Origin of the sequence: Flagellimonas amoyensis (genome assembly GCF_003058265.1) — a bacterium.
Taxonomy (GTDB): Bacteria; Bacteroidota; Bacteroidia; order Flavobacteriales; family Flavobacteriaceae; genus Flagellimonas; species Flagellimonas amoyensis.
Map to the genome: position 1 here is coordinate 21,213 of NZ_QBUK01000007.1, position 21,640 is coordinate 42,852.

At 43.4% G+C, this 21,640-nt stretch carries 16 protein-coding genes; 11 read left to right on the forward strand and 5 right to left on the reverse strand.

Annotated features, from left to right (window positions below):
• Positions 1-45: 45 nt before the first annotated feature.
• Complete coding sequence (locus DB398_RS10925) at positions 46-747, forward strand: hypothetical protein (RefSeq protein ID WP_108424434.1); 702 nt, start codon at positions 46-48, stop codon at positions 745-747.
• A 280-nt stretch (positions 748-1,027) separates the two neighbouring features.
• On the opposite strand, the gene DB398_RS10930 is transcribed toward DB398_RS10925, so the two are convergent.
• From DB398_RS10930 to DB398_RS10945, 4 genes are read right to left on the reverse strand one after another with little or no spacing between them, the layout of a single operon-like run.
• The gene (locus DB398_RS10930; RefSeq protein WP_108424435.1) at positions 1,028-2,155 is read right to left on the reverse strand and encodes a hypothetical protein; all 1,128 of its coding nucleotides are present in this window, start codon (positions 2,153-2,155) and stop codon (positions 1,028-1,030) included.
• 10 nt (positions 2,156-2,165) lie between these two features.
• A complete protein-coding gene (locus tag DB398_RS10935) occupies positions 2,166-4,028 on the reverse strand; it encodes a hypothetical protein (RefSeq protein WP_108424436.1) in 1,863 nt (620 codons plus the stop codon).
• A gap of 11 nt (positions 4,029-4,039) precedes the next feature.
• Complete coding sequence (locus tag DB398_RS10940) at positions 4,040-6,013, reverse strand: tetratricopeptide repeat protein (protein WP_159076399.1); 1,974 nt, start codon at positions 6,011-6,013, stop codon at positions 4,040-4,042.
• A 19-nt stretch (positions 6,014-6,032) separates the two neighbouring features.
• Positions 6,033-6,488, reverse strand: coding sequence for a hypothetical protein (locus DB398_RS10945; RefSeq protein WP_159076400.1), 456 nt, complete (start codon positions 6,486-6,488; stop codon positions 6,033-6,035).
• Positions 6,489-6,646: 158 nt separating this feature from the next.
• Here DB398_RS10945 and DB398_RS10950 point away from each other — a divergent pair, with 158 nt between their 5' ends.
• The 8 genes from DB398_RS10950 (at position 6,647) to DB398_RS10975 (ending at position 16,750) form a co-directional block, all read left to right on the forward strand.
• Positions 6,647-8,608, forward strand: a complete 1,962-nt coding sequence (locus tag DB398_RS10950) for a tetratricopeptide repeat-containing sensor histidine kinase (protein ID WP_108424439.1) — start codon at positions 6,647-6,649, stop codon at positions 8,606-8,608.
• Positions 8,601-9,230, forward strand: coding sequence for a response regulator (locus tag DB398_RS10955; RefSeq protein WP_108424440.1), 630 nt, complete (start codon positions 8,601-8,603; stop codon positions 9,228-9,230). The genes DB398_RS10950 and DB398_RS10955 overlap by 8 nt, the downstream gene beginning before the upstream one ends.
• Positions 9,231-9,388: 158 nt before the next feature.
• Positions 9,389-12,271 carry a response regulator gene (locus tag DB398_RS10960; protein ID WP_108424441.1) on the forward strand — a complete coding sequence of 961 codons (2,883 nt, stop codon included), beginning with the start codon at positions 9,389-9,391 and terminating at the stop codon, positions 12,269-12,271.
• Positions 12,272-12,396: 125 nt separating this feature from the next.
• Positions 12,397-12,552, forward strand: coding sequence for a hypothetical protein (locus tag DB398_RS18455; protein ID WP_199913385.1), 156 nt, complete (start codon positions 12,397-12,399; stop codon positions 12,550-12,552).
• A gap of 4 nt (positions 12,553-12,556) precedes the next feature.
• Complete coding sequence (locus DB398_RS18330; protein WP_159076401.1) at positions 12,557-13,309, forward strand: hypothetical protein; 753 nt, start codon at positions 12,557-12,559, stop codon at positions 13,307-13,309.
• A gap of 19 nt (positions 13,310-13,328) precedes the next feature.
• Positions 13,329-14,606: an OmpA family protein gene (locus tag DB398_RS10965; RefSeq protein ID WP_159076402.1), complete on the forward strand. Its 1,278-nt coding sequence runs from the start codon at positions 13,329-13,331 to the stop codon at positions 14,604-14,606.
• Positions 14,607-14,624: 18 nt separating this feature from the next.
• Positions 14,625-15,371, forward strand: coding sequence for a hypothetical protein (locus DB398_RS10970; RefSeq protein WP_108424443.1), 747 nt, complete (start codon positions 14,625-14,627; stop codon positions 15,369-15,371).
• A 305-nt stretch (positions 15,372-15,676) separates the two neighbouring features.
• Positions 15,677-16,750 carry an IPT/TIG domain-containing protein gene (locus DB398_RS10975; RefSeq protein WP_108424444.1) on the forward strand — a complete coding sequence of 358 codons (1,074 nt, stop codon included), beginning with the start codon at positions 15,677-15,679 and terminating at the stop codon, positions 16,748-16,750.
• 8 nt (positions 16,751-16,758) lie between these two features.
• On the opposite strand, the gene DB398_RS10980 is transcribed toward DB398_RS10975, so the two are convergent.
• On the reverse strand, positions 16,759-17,577 hold the full coding sequence (locus tag DB398_RS10980; RefSeq protein WP_108424445.1) for an IS3 family transposase: 819 nt from the start codon (positions 17,575-17,577) through the stop codon (positions 16,759-16,761).
• 734 nt (positions 17,578-18,311) lie between these two features.
• Here DB398_RS10980 and DB398_RS10990 point away from each other — a divergent pair.
• Positions 18,312-20,258: a hypothetical protein gene (locus DB398_RS10990; RefSeq protein WP_159076403.1), complete on the forward strand. Its 1,947-nt coding sequence runs from the start codon at positions 18,312-18,314 to the stop codon at positions 20,256-20,258.
• A 13-nt stretch (positions 20,259-20,271) separates the two neighbouring features.
• Positions 20,272-21,378, forward strand: a complete 1,107-nt coding sequence (locus DB398_RS10995; protein WP_108424448.1) for a formylglycine-generating enzyme family protein — start codon at positions 20,272-20,274, stop codon at positions 21,376-21,378.
• Positions 21,379-21,640: the final 262 nt, after the last annotated feature.

Genomic DNA, 21,640 nt, shown 5'->3' on the forward strand with positions numbered 1-21,640 from the left:
AGGCCCTATCATTGAACATTTTCAAACTAATTTTACAACAACCCTATGAAACCACTATCCTTTCTTATTGCAACATTCCTACTCAGTAACTTGGCACAGGCACAACACGAATGGTATGAGACCTTCCCGGATACCACCAGCATTAAAGTAAAATGTGCTGAACTGGTCCAAGACTTCCAAGGCATGATCACAGCGGTGGACCCCACCATCGACCTACAGGACCCCAGTCCCGCTTTCAGTGCGTGGGGTCCATTTTACCTACAACCACAAAATACCATCTACCTTCCTTTATGGGATTTAAGCCCAATGGAATTAAAAGCATTTTGCACAGAGCTTGGCGGTGGTGAATTGGAAGGCGAAAGGATGTTTGGGCTATTCTTCAATGGATTTTATGTAGCGCATGAAGTAGCACACGCATTACAGTTTGCTTCCCATGCCCGTGCCGACAATGAATATGACAACGAATACACCGCAAATGTCATTGCCTTGCTCTATTGGAGGGAAAAAGGAAAACAAAAGGAATTGAAAGCGTGTTACCAACTGGCCAAAACAGCGCTATTGAAGCTGAAAAATCCCATTCCTGAAGGTGAGGATGCCAAAGCATATTTTACGGAACACTATTGGGAACTCGCCAAGGACCCTTACCAATATGGCTATATCCAATTCTATCAGTTCGTACTGGTCTATGAGGATAAAACACTATCGGATTTTAATGGCTTTATCAAGGAAAACATCATCCAAAAATGATAGTGGGCCAAAGTCATATATATCGACCCCGACTACTTCCCCAACTTTAATTTCAATGGATAACGATGGTTTCGGTTGTTGAAGCGGTGGTTCAGAATTCTTCATATTAAAAATAGACAATTGTCCATGACGTAAGAAAAACAAATGATTCAAAACAAAGGAAAATCCATCATTTTTAATATTAAAAAGGTTAAAATATATTAAATCGGTTCCCCCAAAAATTGCCGTGGGAGACCCTTTAAAATGGGCGTTTTTTATAAAAATTGGAGTCCCGTCCACTTCAGTGCTTAAAAAAGGGGACTTCCCCAAAGAACAAGACCGAATTATCTTTATGTGGATCTACATCCTTTAATCCAACCAATGCCTTTTGGTAAATATCCCCATCGTCGTAGGTGAGCACAAGGGTAAAATCCTTGATCATATAGCTGCCATTGCCCACATTTCGATTTTGATAACCTGTATTTGTAGATTTCATTCCGATAAACCCTCCCTTGTTTTCAAACCTTCCATCCTTGTAAAAAACGATTGCCCTGGCATTGGGGTTGCTTTTCCAATTCGGTCCACTGCTACTGTATGAACCATCGAGCCTGAGACCATCCACTGGCACCGATCTATAATAAAACGTAACCTTGTCCCTTGGCGGGTAACTCATCTTGGTGTTGGACACTATTCCCAATTTTCTTTCATACCCCGGAAACATAAGATGCATTTCCCTTCCCTTATCCAAAACTTCACCCCATGTAAAGGAGTCAAACTTTGGGTTGTCCTGGAAATTCAACAGCCCTTCATCAGGAATCAAGTCAATACATTTCCCATTGTCTAATTTGACAAAGAAGGAAGCAGAATTGCTGCCTTTGATCACATTGGATTTATACGTCATCCATACTTCATATTTGGGTATTTCTGGGTTTGCAGGGCTCACTTCTTCCATGGTGTACTCACCTAAGAGGGTCATATCTTCCAAAAAGCGCTCCATCTCCTTTTGATAGATATCGTTATTGGTCAAGATCAAGATATTGACCATTCGTTTGCCCTTGGAACTGGTTATGAGAATGGCAGCGCCCCTAATACCTTCTTTTTCATAAGGCGCTGAACCGATCCGGGTTTCCCAATCCTTGTCCCTACTTCCCGGCTGCATGATGGCCTCACCGGTACCCAAAACATTTTGAACAAGGGATTCCCAACCAATGCTGAAATTAGCATCGGCATCGTTCACGGTTTCAATGGATTTATAAACGGTCATCACACAATAGTTGCCACTGCCATCTTCCTTGCTGAAGGTGACCGTATTTTCTTGGGAAGATCTTTCCCAACCCAATGGCGGTTGGTACATTACAAGATCAAACTGTTCCTGTCCGTTGGCACAAGAAGCCGAAAGCACCAATAAATAAACAAATAAGGTTTTCATAGTTAGAATTTTAAAGTTTGGTCATGACCACATTTCCAAGATGGATTTTGTTTTTAGCAGTATCGGATTCTGATACATTCTGCCAATTGATCGAATTAAAAACCGTTGAAGGACCAATCCCGCAAACCACACAAGCCTCACCATAGGCCATCTTCAATTGGGTGCTGGACAATTTCAACTTGTCATTGACAAAGACTTCCATTTTTCCGTCCATGACCTTTACTTTCACGTGAACTTTAGGGTCTGCGTTTGTAAATTCAGGAAGTGGTTCGGTTCCCGATATGCCCGGAACACCATTTTGTTTGTTCTGTGAAGGTGTGCCCTTTATTTCCATTTTTACCTGACCCCTAAAATTTGTGGTGCCTTTGGCAGAAGCTACCCCTGGGTTAAAGGTTATTTTTACGGTTTCACCATTTCCGTTGGTATTTTCAGCCCCTGTATCGTGCATTTTTCGGGTGTTGAGCATCAATTCCACACTACCTCCGGTTCGGGTATCAAAATCCTCGTTGGTAATCAAATCAAACTCAATAGAAAAATTCTTTGGCAACGGATAGTTCATCAAGTTGGGACGAAATTGGTTGTATCGACCTAATAGCACCCAATTTCCTTCTTCCTTTGGAAGGTCAACAATTTTGCAATGCTCCTTCATTTGGTTGAAATACCAGTTTTTAGGTGGAGAACCTATGGCATTGGCCGAAAAATCATCAGCAAAATAAACGTTTGGTCTTGTTGCATTTTTGCTGGATGGACTTTTTGGGGAATTGGCTGCTAAACTTTGTTTTCCTTTATTTCGAAAACCGTCCAACCTCGCTTTTAATCCTGCTTCATCAGAAGGTGTATAGGCAACTCCCTTAACTTTTTCCGGGGAAAAGAAATAATCGTGGATATATTGGTAATTCAAGTTTTGGGTCAATGCAGTGTACAATTCATTCAACTGACTACCGCTGGTTTGCCCAAAAAATGGATAATAGACGGTAACCCATTGAGGTTGTGCAAGTTTCAATTTATCATAAACGCCTGGAGCAAACTTGTAAACCTTATAATTGTGCAACGGATTTCCACCATTATTCAATTCAAACGGGTCTGAAAAATTGAACATGTATTCGTCCGACTGAATGTTTCGAACCACAGCAGGTGTGTTCAAACTGTTCTTGTATTTTATTCTTAATTCCGCAATGGTGGTTCTGTATCGTTCGTAATCCTGTTTTTTGCTTTGGTTTCCGGAAACCATCATCTCTGCCAGTGCCTTATCCGACATTTCCAAGAGTTCCCCTTTGGTTACTTCCACAAAGGGCAATTGGTTGTTGGGCGCCAGCATCACACTTTGATTATTGTTTCTAACGGTAATGAATCTGGATGCGTTGGGATGAATGCCTTTGGGCCTTGGATCAGTTTTTTGATGCACGTATAGATCCCCGGTACCATCGGCCATCCAAGTGAAATAATAGGCCCCTTTTTTATTGAGAAACTTCATGGGATATGCCCCCACAATTTGGTTGACATGGATATAGAATGGAGTGTTTTCTTCAGAAACCGGTTTAAAATGCCCTTTCTCGTCAATCCATTTTCCGTTCAGTGCATAACTGACATTCCATACATTGAATTTTACGCCATAGCCCCAACTGTCACGAAAGCGGGTGACCGTTCCCAACCCGCCTACTGGTGTATAGGATTTCTTCATCCAATCCACTAAATTGTTCAGGTGTTTTTCGATGATCTTACCCTCTGTATCCGTGGGCGATTTCCAATTTCGGTCCCAATAGTTGTTGCTCCACCAACCGATGACACTATCTTGAATACGTTGTTCGGGAGTAAGTTGCGCAAAACTGTGGATACCAAAGCACAGCAGCGCTATGCATGTTGCATGTTTCATGATCAATTGATTTAAGGTTCCAATGTGAAAATCGCGGTTTCTTGTCCTGCGGCCACGCCAGTAACATGGATCCCGCTTACCATGCCAATGGTCGCAGTCGCTTTTTCTTCGATGACTATGGGGCCTGCACCGGCCTCCGCTCCAGCTTCAAACACCATTCCGCAATCAACTGGGGCATAGTCTCCATCAAATTTAAAATACATCTGCCCCTTTGCGCCCAATACGGCCGCATTTGCCCCTACACCAAAAGCCAATGTGAGTTCGCCTGTCGTGTAGTCTTTTTGAATTCCAAGAATTACCAATTCGCCCCCTTCCACTTCCCAGCCCTTACAATCCATTTTTACGTTCAGGGGACCTGAAACAATCTTCACTTTTATGGGACAATTGGGGTCTGGCTTTTCATAGATGAACACCTGTTTTTGTGGTGGATTTTCAAGGATTTTTTCGCAATCGCGAACCACGTTTTCCGCAACATCCAGCTTTTGAAACTTTTTGTAATCGTCCAAATGCACAAAAAGCTCCGATGCTACACCATAAAATATATGTTCATAACCATCTGTGTTGAGCAAATATTTGTACCAGTAAAGGGTTTGGTTGGTAATGTCATAATATTTAAAAACCGTGGCCTGCACTTTATGGTCATACAGTGCAGCCGATTCTTGCAGGTAAGCTTCCGTTTCTTCCTTTTTCATGACACATTCTTCATAGGCTGATTCAAAACTTTCCCTGTCATATCGTTTTCGAATTTTGCCTTCCAATTCTTCTTGCAAGTATTTTGCATCGTCTATGGATTTATCATCCGAAGTGGTAAATCCCCTGGTGGCCATATCCAAGGTCTCTTTTTGAATTTGACTCAACATAAACATGGCTTTGCGACTAAAAGGCGGATTACCGACAATCCCATAAGTGCGTTGACTCATTTGCATGACCGATTCCTTGGAAATTTTGTCGGCATGTTTTTCATCATACTCACGATTTTTGTCGCCCCAAGCATACATCAAATCCTCTATTTTTTGACGCTCTTCCAAAACCGGTTTTACATCCTTCAAGGTTTTGGCCGAATGTGGTGTTTTGTATTTATTAGGGTTGAAATATTCGGGAATCGTTGGCTTTAACTTATCGAAATCCAAATCGATATTGTGCTCGCCGACCAGCTTGTCCAAAGCTGGTGAATACCCATTTTTCATGGCCTGTTCCACATGGGGGATCGCCTGTGGAATTTTACCCTGATGGATCAGAATCAAAGCCGTTCCGCAATGGGCTTCGTGATTGTTTGCGTCCATTTGAAGACACATGGCAAAAAGAGTTTCGGCCTTTTGGGTATCGCCCAACGACAAATAACACTGTGCTGCATTGTTGTAGAGCGTTGGGTTAAGGTTTTTGACCATCAAATGCTCCAAAAGTGGCAAGGCATATTGAGGATACCCTGTTTGGTGGAGGATCACAGCCAAATTATTTTGCGAAACCAACATGTCCGTGTTCATTTGGGCCACACAAATAGCAGAATATACCGCAGCTTTGGGATTCTTTTGCGTGAACAGCAAAGGTGGCAGATTATTGAGTTCATGTGTTGAACTGTATTTGGAAATCAGCACATCAACTTCGCTACGGATGTTTGCAGGAATGGACCGTACTGTTTGGGAAAGCATTTGTTCAATGAAGTCGTCGTATTGCATTTCCGTAACAAGCTTTGGCAATTTGCCCAAAAGTTCTGTTTGCTTTTTGGGAATTTTTGTACTGACACCAGAAAGGGAAGCACCTCCAATGGGGGAATTCCCGTTTTGGAGCATACCCATCGCTTCTTCCATCATTTTCCGTTCCTCGGGCGATATGGATTCCATAGCTTCCTTCATTTGCTTTTCGGCATCGCGCATCATGGCCTCTATTTCAGCCTGTGTGGGTATTTTATCTGGTTTTGTTTGTGCTGAGATCATTTGACCGGACGCACAAACGGAAAACATTATGATATATAAAAATCGCTGCATGGCATTTACGTATTTCTGATCAATTGCGAACCTCCTTGAGCTGTCCATTTTTATCGGTTTCGTAGAACATTTGTTCAAGCGTATCCGCCTTCAGCTCAAGGGTCACACCATCATCTTTGGTGGTTACCGAGAGCACTTTGAGGTCGGTCATCAGTATTTTTTGAAAAATCACTTTCCGGTCCGCTTCCAATTTCAGCACCGCGATCTGTCCACTTTTCAGGGCAATTTTTGAATCAACAATGGATTGAAACGCATTCACTGCAACAGAATTGGGAATTTTAAGGGTTACCATAGTGGCATTGGTTATGGAGAACCCATCAATGACAAGTTGACGCTCATAGCCCCGTTCCATGGAAGTCCCTTCAATCAAATTTCCGTTTTGATCGATAAATTTTCCGAATAGTTGGGTACGTTGTGCCGCTAGAGACATGGGTAGGGCCAACAAGGTGATGAGTATTACGGTGAATGATTTCATCTGAATGGCTGTTTTGAAGTTTGATGGGGTAAAATTCGAAAGGAGGTGCCTAAAAGTCAATCCCACCCAAAAGGTATTTTGCATGCCCAAAAAATCCCCTGAAACAGTGAGCTGCCCAATGCATAAAATGCTGATATTCGCAAGTATAAATCCTATCTATGCCCACTAGACTTTTCATGGTCCTGCTCTTCACCATTGCATTTCCCAAAGGGGTATTGACGCAGCATTCCCATGAAATACAGCGACTGATGGAACTTGCCGGATCGCAAAGAAATGATAGTGCAAAAGTTGCCGCTCTGAACCAATTGGGGTTTGAAGGTGATGATTATGGGCTCGATGGTGAAACGTTTGCCAAAGAGGGTTTGCATTTGAGTACAATCTTGAATATCCAGAGCGAAAAGGCAAAGGCTCTTTTGAACCAATCGCTACACTTCACTGAAACTGGTGCCTATGACTCGGCACTTATGGCCATTGAGGAGGCCCAGAGTCTTTATGGAAGCAAAGACTCGACCTCACATGCTTCCTTTTATGCGAAATATTATTTCGCATTGGGCATGTTGGCTCTCCCCCAAGGAAATGACAAGGATGGCGCATTGAAAAATTTTTTGAACGCATTGCGTTTTGCACAGCGGACCAAGGACAATTATCTTGTTTCGGTCTGCTACGGCGGAATCAGCACGTCCTACAATTTTTTGAGACAGTTTGATAAAGGCATCGAAAGCAACCACGAATACCTGAATTTTGCATTGCAGTCAAAAGATACATTGGCTCTGGCCAAAGCCTATCAGAATCTGTCATCCGCCTATTTGAATGCAGGAAACCAGGAGCAATACAGTTTTTATGCTGAATCCTATGAGAACTTGGTCCCACATCTTAAAAATCCTTTTTATAATTGGTTATTGGTACATAATCGGGCGTTGAGCTATGCAGAAAAAGGGTTGTTTGAACAGGCTGTCATAGAGGCCGAACAATCCATTGAAATTGCCAAAAAAGAACAACTCCCCACCTCAAAACTATTGGCATCCTATTACCTCACAGGTTATTGCCATTATCTTTTAAAACAATATGAAACCAGCAATGGGTATATGATGGAAGTGGCAAAATTGGCAGACAGCATCCATTCCCCTGAATATAAAATGTATGCCGCAAGTGGATTGGCAGAAAATTATGCTTTGCTGAAAGCGTATGAAAAAGCCTATGAAAACCTCAGTCTGCAACTGACACTTTCTGATAGTTTATCTTCGGAAAAAACCAAAATCAATTCCAACTACCTGCACATCAAAAATAAAATCGAGCAAAAGGAAAGTCAGATACGGGAGCAACAAAGTTCCATTAAACTGAACAGAACCCTGAACTATATCCTAATAGGGAGTCTTGCGTGCTTATTGGCCATGGGGTTCTTGGTGTATAGAAACTACAGCTATCGGAAAAAAATCCAACTGCAGCGCATACAGGAACTGGAATCCGAAAAGCAACTTTTGGAGGCACAGGCATTATTGAAAGGACAAGAAGAGGAAAGAAGCCGAATTGCCAAAGACCTGCATGATGGATTGGGCGGCCTTTTGAGCGGGGTTAAATTACAATTGGGGGCCATGAAAGGAAATTTGATATTGACAGAAGAAAACGGAAAGGTGTTCAACAGGGCGTTGGACAAGCTGGACGAGTCCATTGCTGAAATGCGCCGTGTCGCACATAACATGATGCCCGAAAGCCTCCTTAAATTTGGACTGTATCAAGCCCTTACGGATTATGCCGAAGGCCTTTCCGTAGGACAGGATTTTGTCATCGATCTTGAGGTGTTCGGACTGGAAAAGAGATTACCTTCCTCTTCTGAAATTGTCATTTACCGAATTGTTCAAGAATTGATCAACAATGCGGTCAAACATGCAAGGGCCAGTAAAATCTTGGTACAACTGATCCGTCACCAAAACCAATTGAACATCACGGTGGAAGACAACGGGATCGGGTTCAATAAGGAGGAAAACAGTGATAAAAAAACCGCAGGCTTGCAAAACATACGTTCAAGGGTGAATTATTTGAACGGCAAGTTGGATTTCCAATCCAGACCAGGCCATGGAACTTCTGTGTTTATTGAACTTGAACTGGAGTCCAATGGATAATATCAAAGTCATTGTGGTGGATGATCACCCCATGGTAATCGAGGGCATGAAGGCCATGCTGAACCAAATTAGGTCTGTACAGGTATGCGCCTTCGCCTCCAATGCCTATGAAGCGCTGGACAAAGTAAATGAGCACCTTCCCGATTTGGTGATCACCGATATCAACATGCCAGAAATCAGTGGTGTGGAACTGGCCTCAAAATTGAAAAAGGATTTCCCCCAGATCAAGATCATCGGGATGAGCACCTTTAATGAAAGAAGCTATATTTTACAAATGATGCAAAATGGGGCCGATGGATACCTGATAAAATCAGCCTCCAAAGAAGAAATTGAAGAAGCGATCGTTTCCGTTATGAATGGAAAGATCTACTTGAGTGTGGACACCGCGATGACGACCCAAGAACGCAGGGATATAAAAACCCAACCTGTTCTTACCCGACGCGAAAAAGAGATCCTTCAACTCATCGGAGATGGATTGACCAATCCCCAAATAGCGGAAAAATTGTTCATCAGCCTCAACACCGTGGATACGCACCGTAAAAATTTGCTCTTGAAACTGGATGCCAACAACACGGCCAGTTTGGTGAGGCAGGCCATCTATTTTAATCTGTTATATATTTGAGGCTTTGTCAGCGCACCCATGCTACACGGATATCCAAATCCCATCGCCAATTTCAGGTTCACAAAAATTGTGATGAAGCCGGTTCCCAATTCATTGACTTAAGCCTTATGGGCTTAATCCCTTTTTGATTACATTTAGTAAATCCAAATCGGGACTTCATGAATCGTATTGCCCTCATCTGTTTCGTTTCCATTGCGTTGCAAGCATTCGGGCAATCCCAAAAAGAAAGCGATTCCATAAGGGTTTTCAGTCTGATCGAAAAGGCCAACACCTATTACAACGAAGCTGCTTACGATTCGGCTTTCCACTATTGTGATCAAGCCGAAACGCTCGCCAAACAATTGAAATCCTATCAGGGCCAAGCTTTCGCAAACATCAAAAAAACAGAAATTCTCATTGAAAAGGACGAATGGTTGGACCAAGCCCTAAATGCGGCTGAACACACCTTGGATTTGGGCAAAAAGAACAACGATTCCTTGGTGATTTCCATTGCCCTTATGCAACAGGCACAGGTAAAAATGTATCAAAACAAGGTTGCAGAAGCCTTGGATTTGTTTAAAAAATCTAGCCCCTACTTTACCAACCACCCTTCAGCTTATGCTGCTTTGGCCCATAACGACCATGGCTATGCTTTTGGGCTTAATGGCCAATTGACCGAAAAGGCCGACCAGCTTTTCAAAGCGTTGGAAGTTTATGAATCCATGCCATCCCCTAACCAAGGTGAGATAGCCATTGTTTATAACAATCTGTCCATGGTCTTTTATGAACTGGGGCAAATGGAGAAAGCAGTACAATATGGAGAAAAATCCATCGAGCATCGAAAACTGGACGGCAACCTGGAAAAACTGGCCCTTGGCTACTGCAATTTGAGCCAGATGTACCGAAGTCTGGATCCCAAAAAAACGGAGGAATATCAAAATCTCTGTGTCGCATATTCCGAGAAAACAGGAAACCAGGACAGGATGGTACATGCCTACATCACCTCGGCATTGATGGCCAGCGATGCAGAAAATCGGGAAAAAGCGATTGAATTTGAGCAAAAGGCCATTAGCATTTTGGAACAAAACCAGAATGATCGGGGCATGTTGGCAAAACGATATTTGGCCTTGGGCATGCATTTCAAGGCATTGAAGAAAAATCCCGAACAGACCGAAGCATATCTGAACAAGGCGTTGGAGCTTTCAAAATCGGCTAAGGATAAAGGTGTGATTTCGGAGACCTACAACCAACTTTCCGATTTCTACGAACGGCAAAACAAACTCAGGGAAGCACTCGACAGCCAAAAAAAGTATTACATCTACCGAGACAGTATCATCACCGAAACGACCAACGGCACCATTGCCGATTTGGAAACCAAATACGAAACAGCTAAAAAAGAGAAAGAAATCGATTCATTAACGGCACAAAATGCGCTCACCGAACAGCAGAAAAAAAACCAGAGCCATCTGTTTCTAGGGCTTTTGGGCTTAGGCCTGATGATAGGCGGTTTACTTTTTTACGCGTACCGAAACAAGCTGAAGACTGCCAAAAAATTAAAGGAACTCGACAGCTTGAAGTCACGTTTTTTTGCCAACATTTCCCATGAATTCCGCACGCCGCTCACCCTGATCAAAAGTCCGTTGCAAAACCTACAAGAGCGGGAGAACGATGCGGAAAAAAACAAGCAACTTGGGATGATCGAACAACACTCGGATCGGATGCTGGTTTTGGTGGACCAACTGTTGCAACTCTCTAAAATTGATTCGGGCAGTGTAAGGTTGCTGTTCCAAAAAAGCAAGCTTTCGGCATTCATGGAAACCTTGGTGGAACCATTTCAGCAGGGAGCAATTGAAAATGGGCTGAAATTCTCAAAAGCGATCACATTGCCCAAAACCGAGCAGTGGTTTGATAAAGACGTACTGGAAAAGATCGTGTCCAACCTGCTTTCCAACGCCTTGAAATACACTCCGGAAAATGGTTTGATCAACTTTCGATCCGAAGTTAAAAACCAACAGCTTTCGATAACAGTTTCCAACCCATCCAGACTTCAAAACAAGGACATTTCCAAATTGTTCGTTCGCTTCCATCAAGAGCAAAGCGATTCCGAAGGTGTAGGTATTGGTCTTGCCCTGGTAAAGGAACTGGTCACCCTATATCGAGGCAACATCAAAGCTTCGGTAGCAAGCGGTATACTTTCTTTTGATGTACAATTGCCACTGGATGAAAACACCCTAAGGGAATTGGGCGTGTTTTCTGAATCCAGTCCACAGGTCCCTTTAGTCAACGATGCCATCGAAAGCTTGGAAGACAGGCCTATCATGCTCGTTGCCGATGACCATGCCGACATCAGGACTGTTCTAAAAGATCTGTTTAAAGATCAGTTCCAAATCCTAGAGGCCGATACGGGCGAAGCTGCTCTGAAAATTGCAATGGAACAAGTTCCGGATATGGTGATAAGCGATGTGATGATGCCCGAAATGAACGGTTTTGAACTCACCGAAAAATTAAAATCCAACGAAGCGACCTCATTTGTGCCTGTAATGTTGCTCACGACCAAAACCAACGATGCAGCCAGATTACAAGGTCTTCAGGCCGAAGCCGACGATTATGTAAGCAAACCTTTTAACCACGCTGTTTTAAAGTCCAAAGTACAGCAATTGATTGCGATGAGGCAAAAGCTACGCGAGCGTTACAGCAAGGAATTGGTATTGAAGCCCACCGATGTGGTGATCAGTTCCTTGGATGGGAAATTCATTCAGCGGTTGGAAAAAATACTGGAAAAGGAACTTTCTAATTCCGACTACACCATTGATGATTTTGCCAAGGAAATTGGTATGAGCCGCATGCAGTTGCACCGAAAATTGAAAACGCTGTTTGGTGTTTCCGCTACAGAATTCATACGTAACGAACGCCTTAAAACCGCTGCGGAGCTTATCAAGAAAGGTGGTGTCAATATTTCAGAAATTGGATACGCCGTTGGGTTCGCCGATATGTCCTACTTCGCCAAATGCTTTAAAGATAGGTTTGGCGCAACCCCTTCCAACTATAGTTTGGACACCTAAAAGCCCTTTATTTACCGGTATTTCAATGCATGTTACATGGCTCTTATGGTCTGTTACATCACTCTTAGTGCTCCACAAATTCCACCACTACTTTTATCCTAAAACCAAATGGACGTTGTGATGCCATGCCTAACAAACAGAAGTACAATTATTCGGGCAAACTGGAACGGCTTCCTTCCACCAAGGTCTATATCAACATCCATTATTTGGAACGGGGCAACTACGAATTGCACATCATGCACAATAACAAATTGATCAAGAAAACAACCTTTAAAAAATAACCTCATGAAAACAATCAAAACACTTTGCTTCACTTTGCTTGCACTAACCTATGGTTGTAGTGGTGATGACGACAATGGCACGCCCGAGATACAGTACGCTGATTTTCCGATAACCATTACCAAAACCAGTACGACTGATCCTGGGGCGAACAGAAGTTTCAATTTTACGTACAACAACGAAAACCAGATAAGCAATATCTCCATTGTGCTTCCTGAAGGTGAAGTATATCGCGATTATGAGTTGAGCTACTCCAATGGCAACCTGATCCGTATTGCGGATGGGGATTTTGGCTATACGTTTGCCTATTCCACAGAAAACAGGTTGAACAATCTTGTTCTGGACAACGGAGTTGTAAACGTCACGGTTCCCGTAACGTATGACGAAAATGCAAATACCTACAGTCTGACCTTGGAGGGCACATCGGTCCTTACAGTTGACGAAGGAGAAACCATGCCCCTATCCTATATGACCGAAAGCACCGAGACCACTATTGCGTATACCACGATGGATGGTGTTTTCAAAGACCTTGAATACCACGTGGCCTTGGGCATTTTCTTTGGCGGAAACCAAGGTATTGATTACTTCTTTTTCCACCCGTTTGCATTGCAGGGCATTTTATTCACCAACGAAACGGAAACTACCGAATGGACCATTACCAATTCACAAGATGGACAAGGCAAGATTGTCCAGGTAAATGCAGCCACACCATTTGCATCCTATGCCTATAGTATCGAATACGAACAACGTGAACCATAATACCACTAAACCTCATAGTATGAAATCAATACGTATCACAGCTATGCTGTTCTTCTTTTTCGGAGCACAGGCCAACGCACAATTCCTTAAAAAAGTAGGCGATGCCGCCCAGCGTGGCGTGGAACGCACCGTAGAGCGAAAGGTGGAGGAAAAAACCGAAAAGGAAACCAACAAGGCCATGGACAGCGTCCTAAACCCCAATAAAACGGATAAGAAGAAAAATAAAAAAGAGAGTCCAAAAAAAACCAAGGAAGCAGCAACAGTAAAGGGAACCGTTAAAACGGTAAATTCCAATAGTGATTTTGTCCCTGGCGGAACCGTAATCTTCGCTGATGATTTTACACAGGATGCACTTGGTGATTTTCCGGCACAATGGAATACCAATGGAAGTGGTGAGGTCGTCACCATTGATGGATTGGAAGGCAAATGGTTGAGCGTGATGCACAACTCCGTTATCAATCCCGTTTTGGACAAAGCCCTCCCGGAAAACTCGACCATAGAGTTTGATCTGTTTTTGCAAGCCGATGGTCAACGATCCACACCGTTCATTCAATTTGGGCTGACACCTGTTCGCGATATTCTCAAGGAAGATATGTTTTACAGAAACCGTTTCTTCATCAACCTGCATCGCTATGCCGAAAAGGATGGACAAACTCTGGAATATGGCTTGAAAAACGACGTGATCGGCAATAAAAGTGACTTTCCGCTCACCCAATATGCCAATAAGGTTCTGCACGTGGCCATCGCCATCAATAAAACCCGAATCCGCTTGTATCTGGACGATAGCAAAGTCATCGATTTGCCTAGAGCTTTGACTTCGGATATGCTCAACAATTTCTTTTTGAACAACAACTACCTGATTCCCGCTTCGGAAATCCCAATGTTCATCAGCAATGTGCGTATTGCTTCCGCAGATGTGGATGCGCGTAGTCTGTTGATCAAGGAATTGATGGACAACGGAAAAACATCAACATCGGATATTTTGTTTGATGTGAACAGCGATGTTTTGAAGCAGGAATCGTTCGCCATCATCAAGCAATTTGGTGATGCCTTGATGCAAAACCAAACCTTAAAAATCAAGATTGTCGGACATACAGATAGCGATGGTTCAGACGCAGCTAATATGGAGCTTTCCAAAAAACGCGCTGCAGCAGTCAAAACCTATATTACCGAAAACTATGCAGTGACCGGCTCCAGGATCCAAACAGAAGGCAAAGGCGAATCACAACCTATTGCCCAAAACACTTCTGCAGATGGCAAAGCCAAAAACCGTCGGGTGGAATTCATCAAATTGTAACCTCATAACCCTAACCCTATGAAAACCATAAAATCCCTATTCTTTACAACACTCTCCGCCATATTACTTGTTTCGTGCAGTAAGGATGATGATGGTGGCAATCAGCCGTTGCAGACCTTACTTTCCAAAAGGATAACAGATTCAGAAACCTTAAGTTATACGTATGATAGCAATAACCGAGCTACAGGTTACAGCTCCGAAAATCCAGTTGGGGAAAACAACTATTCGGTAACTTACAGATACAACAGTTCGGGACAAATGGTGGAAGCGAACTATACTACAACATCTGGCACTTATACCAAGATTGTCTATTTGCATAATAACAATGGGCAACTCACCCAAATAGAAACCTATATGGTGACCGCAGGTGTTGCCACTTTAGAATCAAAATCGGAGGCTGATTACAGCACCACAGGAAAAGTAAGCGTTTATCGGACAACTTTAAGTGGAACACCGTATCTCAATACAGAGTACTATTTAGACCCGAATGGAAATATTACAAGCCAATTATCCTATGACGCATCCGGCCTCCTTATTGTTACCTCGGTAAGTTCTAATTTTGATGATAAAAAAACGGCTTCAGCATCATTGCCAGATGAAAGTTTTGCCAGAAATAAAAACAACTATGGCACTGTAGCCGTCACCCCAACGGGCGGAAGCTCCAATATCAGCAACTTCATGTATGAATATAATGATGATGGCTATCCCACCAAACGTACTTCAAATGTGGGTAGCATTGTAACTTATGAGTACATCAAACGTTAATTTTTGTTTGGAAGTAGTCCTTTGTGAAAACCTGTTTTTAAGCATGGAACACTGACAATATTATTTTTTAAAGTATCCCGAAACGGATATATGTCGATAGTGGATTGGGACATTTGACAATAAATTAAGAGTTTGCTTTCTATTGGTTAGGGGACAATTCAAAAGCCTTCCAAAGTGTTGTTTTTCAAAAGTCGAGTATTTATTCCTTTTAACCAAAATTTGTACTTTGCAATACAACCCGTGTTAAAAATATCCTATATTAAAGCCAAAATATTTATTGATTTTATGCTTGGCACATTGATTTTATGCTTGGCACAAAGAATTTAGTTTTATATACCATCGTACTTTTTCTATGTGTAAATTGTTCAAGTGACTCGAGTAGCGGTACAGAAGATCCTAATACTGAAATTCCCGATTCATCTCCTGAATTCACTTCTTTATCTAAAAATTCAGCCAATTTTGGAGAAACCATCTCAATTGAAGGCACAAACTTAGACGCAAGCGAAAATTACATTATTAAACTTGATGACACTGAGTTGACCATCACAGAAATATTATCAAATGAAATAAAGTTTGAGGTACCTGAGAATGCTATTTCTGGTAATATTAGTATCACTTTCAACGGGACTTCCAAAGTGATTGGAGAACTATTAATTAGTTTGGAGTTCACTGGTATATCCAAAGATTATATTGAGCCCGGAGAGGAAATTGAAATATATGGTACTAATATCAATACAACCTTTGATTATTCGATTAGCATTAATGCCGTTGAGGCAAACGTTAAAAGTATTACTACCAGTAGTTTTGTTCTTGAATTCCCATTGCAAGCATCTTCAGGAGACATATTGGTTTCTTTCAACTCAACAACTTTGAATGCAAGCATATTGTCGATTAAAAAAGTTTTTGAGGGTAATGTTCTCTTATCCACCCAAGAAGAGGTGGATAATTTTGGCAATGAAGGATACACTGATATTACAGGATGGCTTGGAATTGGACCAGAGGATACTATTCCCACAGATGAAATTGAAAATGTAGAGAAACTGGTTCATATAAGAAATGTTGAAACTGGGGTTAATATTTTACATAACAGTGCACTTAAAAATCTACATGGCTTGGAGAATCTAAGTTATTCCGGATTTTTGTGGTTTCAAGTATCAGATTGTGCCTCCCTTACCTCATTGACTGAGCTTCAGATTGTTTTTGCTGATATACAAAGTCTAATCATATCGAGAAACGAGAACCTTGAGGACTTGGAAGGGCTGAATAATATTGGTACTAAGGTTGGCTCATTATTCATAATAGAGAACGATAATTTAAACAATATTGAGGCTCTCTCTGTAGATACCCCGATGTTTAGGACAGGTTTTCTACAAAACTAATATAATTATCAAGCTGCTCTCTTAAACAGATCAATGGGTCTTTCATAGTCAATGGACTGGTGTCTTCTTTCATGGTTGTAATAATCAAAGTACTCTGCCAATAACAGATAAAGGTCCATACCGTCCCTTGGCGGGTTCAGATAGATCTTTTCGTATTTCACGTTTCTCCATAGCCTTTCGATAAAGGCATTGTCCGTGGCCCTTCCCTTGCCGTCCATGCTCAGGCGTATTCCCTGACCCAAAACATAATTGGCGAACTCCTCGGCGGTGAACTGGCTTCCCTGGTCCGTATTGAGGATCTCAGGTGTCCCGTGCCCGCCTATGGCCTCTTCCAACGTTTCCCTGCACCATTGGGCATCCATGGAATTGGACACGCTCCAGTTCAGGACATAGCGGCTGTGCAGGTCGATGATGGCCACCAGGTAGAGATATCCCTGTTGCATGGGGATATAGGTGATGTCGGTGGCCCAGACCTGGTTGGGACGCTCGATGGTCAGGTTCCTGAGCAGGTACGGATACGTTCTGTGTTCCTTGCACCTTCGGGAGGTATGTTTTCCCGGAAGGACGGCCCTGAGGCCCATGACCTTGTAGTAGAGCCGTTCGATACGGTTCCTGCTCACCTTGTACGCTCTGTCCCTGGTCAGCCAGATGTGCATCCGCTTGGCCCCTTTGAAGGGATGGTGGAGATAATGCTCGTCCATCTCGCGCATGAGCTTCAGGTTGAGCTCGCTCTCGCCCCTTGGCCTGTAATAGAGTCCCGAGCGATGGACCGACAATGTTTCGCATTGTTTTACAATGCTCATCTTGGAATGACCCCTGCGTATCATTTTTCTGCGTTTGGAGAGCGGTCTCAGCGCAAGGCGTCCTTTAAAAAATCGTTCTCGACCTTCAACTGGCCTATGGCCTTTAGAGGTTTGTCCTTCTCCCTTTCGGTCTCGATGCGGGCATCCTTCTTGCCCGATTCGAACACCTGCTCGGCCCCATCTAGGAAATCGCGCTTCCATGCGCTGATCTGGGTCGGGTGTATCTCTTACTTCTGGGCAAGTTCGGCAAGGCTATGCCGCTCTTTCAAGGCTTCCAGAACAACCTTGGTCTTGAACTTCGGGGTGAATTTTCTTCGTGTCATATTCAGTAAATTTAATGATTAAACTTACTGCCCTAATTTTTGGGGTATCTACACTATACATAAATGAAATGGGCAAAAAAGCTTGAATCAAAATTAACGATTCAGAAAAATCAATGGGAAAATTGATAACAGGATCCAAATAATTTAACAGCTTGGTAGCCGTCATGATCGCCAAATGTATCAGCTAATGGTACATTTAGATATAAATTGCCTGCCTTTTAACGTTATAGGTTGAGGTACAATTCCAAAATACCCAAAATTGGGTATTGCGGTAAACAGCTGTACAGGGCTATTTTTGTTCATGAACCTAAAATCTTACAACAACCTGGACATGGAACCAGTTATCTTCTTCATTTTAAGTTCCGATTCTTTTTGCCCCTATGGAAAGATGTATAAGGTTGCCACATCAACAAACAACACCATGGATTCCCCGTCATGATGAAAAAAGCATTTTTATCGGTTGTTTTCCTATTGTCTGTCTTTTTTATGGGGCAGGGACAAGAAACCTACCCTGCCAATGTACTTGGGGGTCCGCTCATTGGCATGGATCTATACAACTTCAGTTCCCGTGGGATAACGGGTAAAGTACAACATCTGCACAGTCTGGAAGTCAGCTTTGGCCTTGCGGATTGGTATTGGACATCCAATACAAGCGTCGCGGGTGCAACTTCTTCCATCAACCTGGAAATGGCAGGGGATTTCACAAGCTTCACCATGGTATTGCCGAGTGGCGGTCATAAAAAGGTGGCCCTGTCAGAGGCCAACATCGTTCCAACAGGGTATAGCATTGCCAATATTCAGGTGGATATTGAATTTGGGAAGATCAATGCAAGGGCCCATGCGGAAATTGACTTTTCTGGCCATTGGGGGGAACGAAAACACAGTTCCGGTGGTATGAGATTCAATGCCCAGGATGACGGTGATGCCTTCAACGACTACGTGAACGACTTTTTCAAACAAAACAACCGATACCCTTCGGTTTCGGAACTGTTCTCGGGGCTCGATGGTAAAGTAAGTATCAAAAGCAGGGGCACTTTCAACACCTCCATACTCTCCGATGAAGCTGCCTTTGTGTTGAATAGGATAAGGGAATACATTGAAAAGGAATGGGCCAGGGTCGAAAAGGACAATACACTCAACAAACTCTTGACCGAAGCAGAAAATGCTCAGCATTTCGGCCGTATGAACGAAGCCATACAGAAATACGAAGAACATTATGCCATCAGCCAAGACCCTTCCATCAAGGCCAAAATAGACGAATTGAAGGCCAAAAAACAGGACGAGGCAGAAAAGTCCACAGCAGAGGGAAAATCGGAAGCGGAATCCCAAACCAAATCCGAAGCTGAAAAAAATGGCACAGAAAATAGCCAACCCACCAGAACCCAGGAAGCTCCTGAAAATCTTGATCCTACCATCCCAAGAAATGAAATGGGAACGGAACTGGATTTTTGGGGCAACCCCATCGTTTCCAAAACAGAGGACGGATCGGCCAAGACAGTGGACTATGCGGGCATGGAAATGGAGAACAACGCGCAGTACCGACAACAGATGGAACGACGACAAAATGAAACCTATGCCAAGGAACAGTTCGAACTACAGGAAGCCGAAAAAAAGCAGCAGGTCGATGCGGACAACAACGCTATCTACCAGCAGGGTAACGAGATTTACCAAAACTCATTGAACATCGAGTCCGATTTTGAGGAAGCGAAAAGCCAACTCGATTACGGCTCGGGGGATGCCCTTTTAAAGAGCAGTGCCGCTTTGGCCAGTACGGCGACCAATGCAGCGGACGCGACCACAAGTTTGGCAGGTATGGGTGTGGGAATCATTATGAAAATGGGTAAAAATGCGGCCAAAAGGAAGGCAGCGGAAGAAGCAAGGGCCGAGCGGGAACGCCAACGAAAAGCCGAGGAGGCCCGTATAAAGGCCGCCAAAGAGGCACTCAAGAACACCCGTCTCAAAGTGTTCCAGGCCTTTCCTGAGGGGGAACTGCCCCTGTCCTCCACCAAATCCAGTGGAAACAATCTCTACTACTTTGTGTATTCGTACAAGGAAACGGAACTGACCTCTGAAAACCCAGCGGTTTTTGTGAGCAACCCATTTGCCATTGGAAAATATCCCGACAACACCTGGCCCTTACAGACGAAAATTTCGGAAGGTGTCAACAAACTGACCCCTTTGGAGGAAGTTGTCTGCGGTCCCTTTTATAGCCGATCGGAGGCTGAAGGGGTCCATCGATCCTTTGCGGATTACCTCGCCAAGACCAACATGCAGGCCAAGGTTGTGAATTATGCTGGATTCAATGCCCATCCCGAAAATGGTCCGGGCACCCAAGAAAAACCCAAAGTGGATTTTTGGGGCAACCCCATAAAAAATCAATAGTCGACCCAATAGTATGAAAAACGCCCTAGTCATTTTACTCTTATGCTTGGCAAGCAACACTAATGCCCAAGAGACCATTGCCCGGTTCAAGTACGAGGATGCCGAAAAGGCCTTTGTGGCCCAAAACTACCAAGAGTGCATCGACAACCTGAATGAAGCGGAAAAGCTTTTGGGCAAGACCGCTCCCAACATCCTCCATCTGAAAATCTTGGCACAGCACCAACTTTTTGAGAAAGATCCCTTTGAAAGCTATGAGGCCCTCGAAACGCTTCGCAGCAACTGCAACACCTATCTCGCCAATTATGACATTGCAGGATTGGAGGAAAAATACCGGGATGTGTATGATATCTCAAATCAATTGCCCACGGTTTCAAGCACAAAAGAATTTAAGGAATTGGGGTTGCTACATACCAAAGAACTCAGGGAAGCCTCATTGAACAAGGCGATTGCACAGAACAACTTGGTCTTTGTGGAGGGAAGCACCTTTACCATGGGCAAGAATGGTGATGCCCATGAAGTGACCCTCAGTGATTTCTATATCGGCAAATACGAAGTGACCTATGCGCAGTGGAATGCCTACCTGAGATCCACCGGGCGAGGGAATAGCATCTCGAAATACCAACCGAGCAAGAAAGATGGGGCATTTTACATGCTCACCAGTTATAATGACGCTTGGGACCAGGCCATGGCCTATTGCAAGTGGTTGGAAAAGCAATACGGGGGGACATGGCGCCTACCCACAGAAGCCGAGTGGGAATATAGTGCACGGGGGGGCATTAAATCCCAGGGATATAAATACAGTGGGAGCGATGACATCAGGGAGGTCACCGAAAAAACGGCCAATATTTATAGACCTGTGGGCCTTAAAAAAGCAAATGAACTGGGTATCTATGACATGACCGGAAACTGTTTTGAGATCTGTTATGATTACTGGGACAGGAAGTATTACAGCGAATCCCCAAAAGAGAACCCGATGGGCCCCGGGGAAGGCAAGCACAGAGTGGCACGTGGGGGAGGCGGTAAGATGTTCGCCATATCGAATTACGATAGGTGGAACACTTCCTTGATCGACAAAGTTGGGTTTCGGGTGGTGTACATCCCTGATCAAAACAACCCATGATATTACCCAAGATTTGGCGGAAACATAGGATAACCTAGCTATGGGTACATGCCAGACCCTATCAATCCCATATGAAATCACTATATCCAGATCAAATGTTCCCATAAGACAATCCCTTATCGACCGTTATATTGACCCATAAGGTCAAAGACAAAATTGGCTTGGGTCTGGTCAAGTAACGCACTTTTCTCCATACTATCCGATACACCCGAAAAGGTATAATAATTACTTAAAAAGTATTATTTATACCCTAATAGGTATA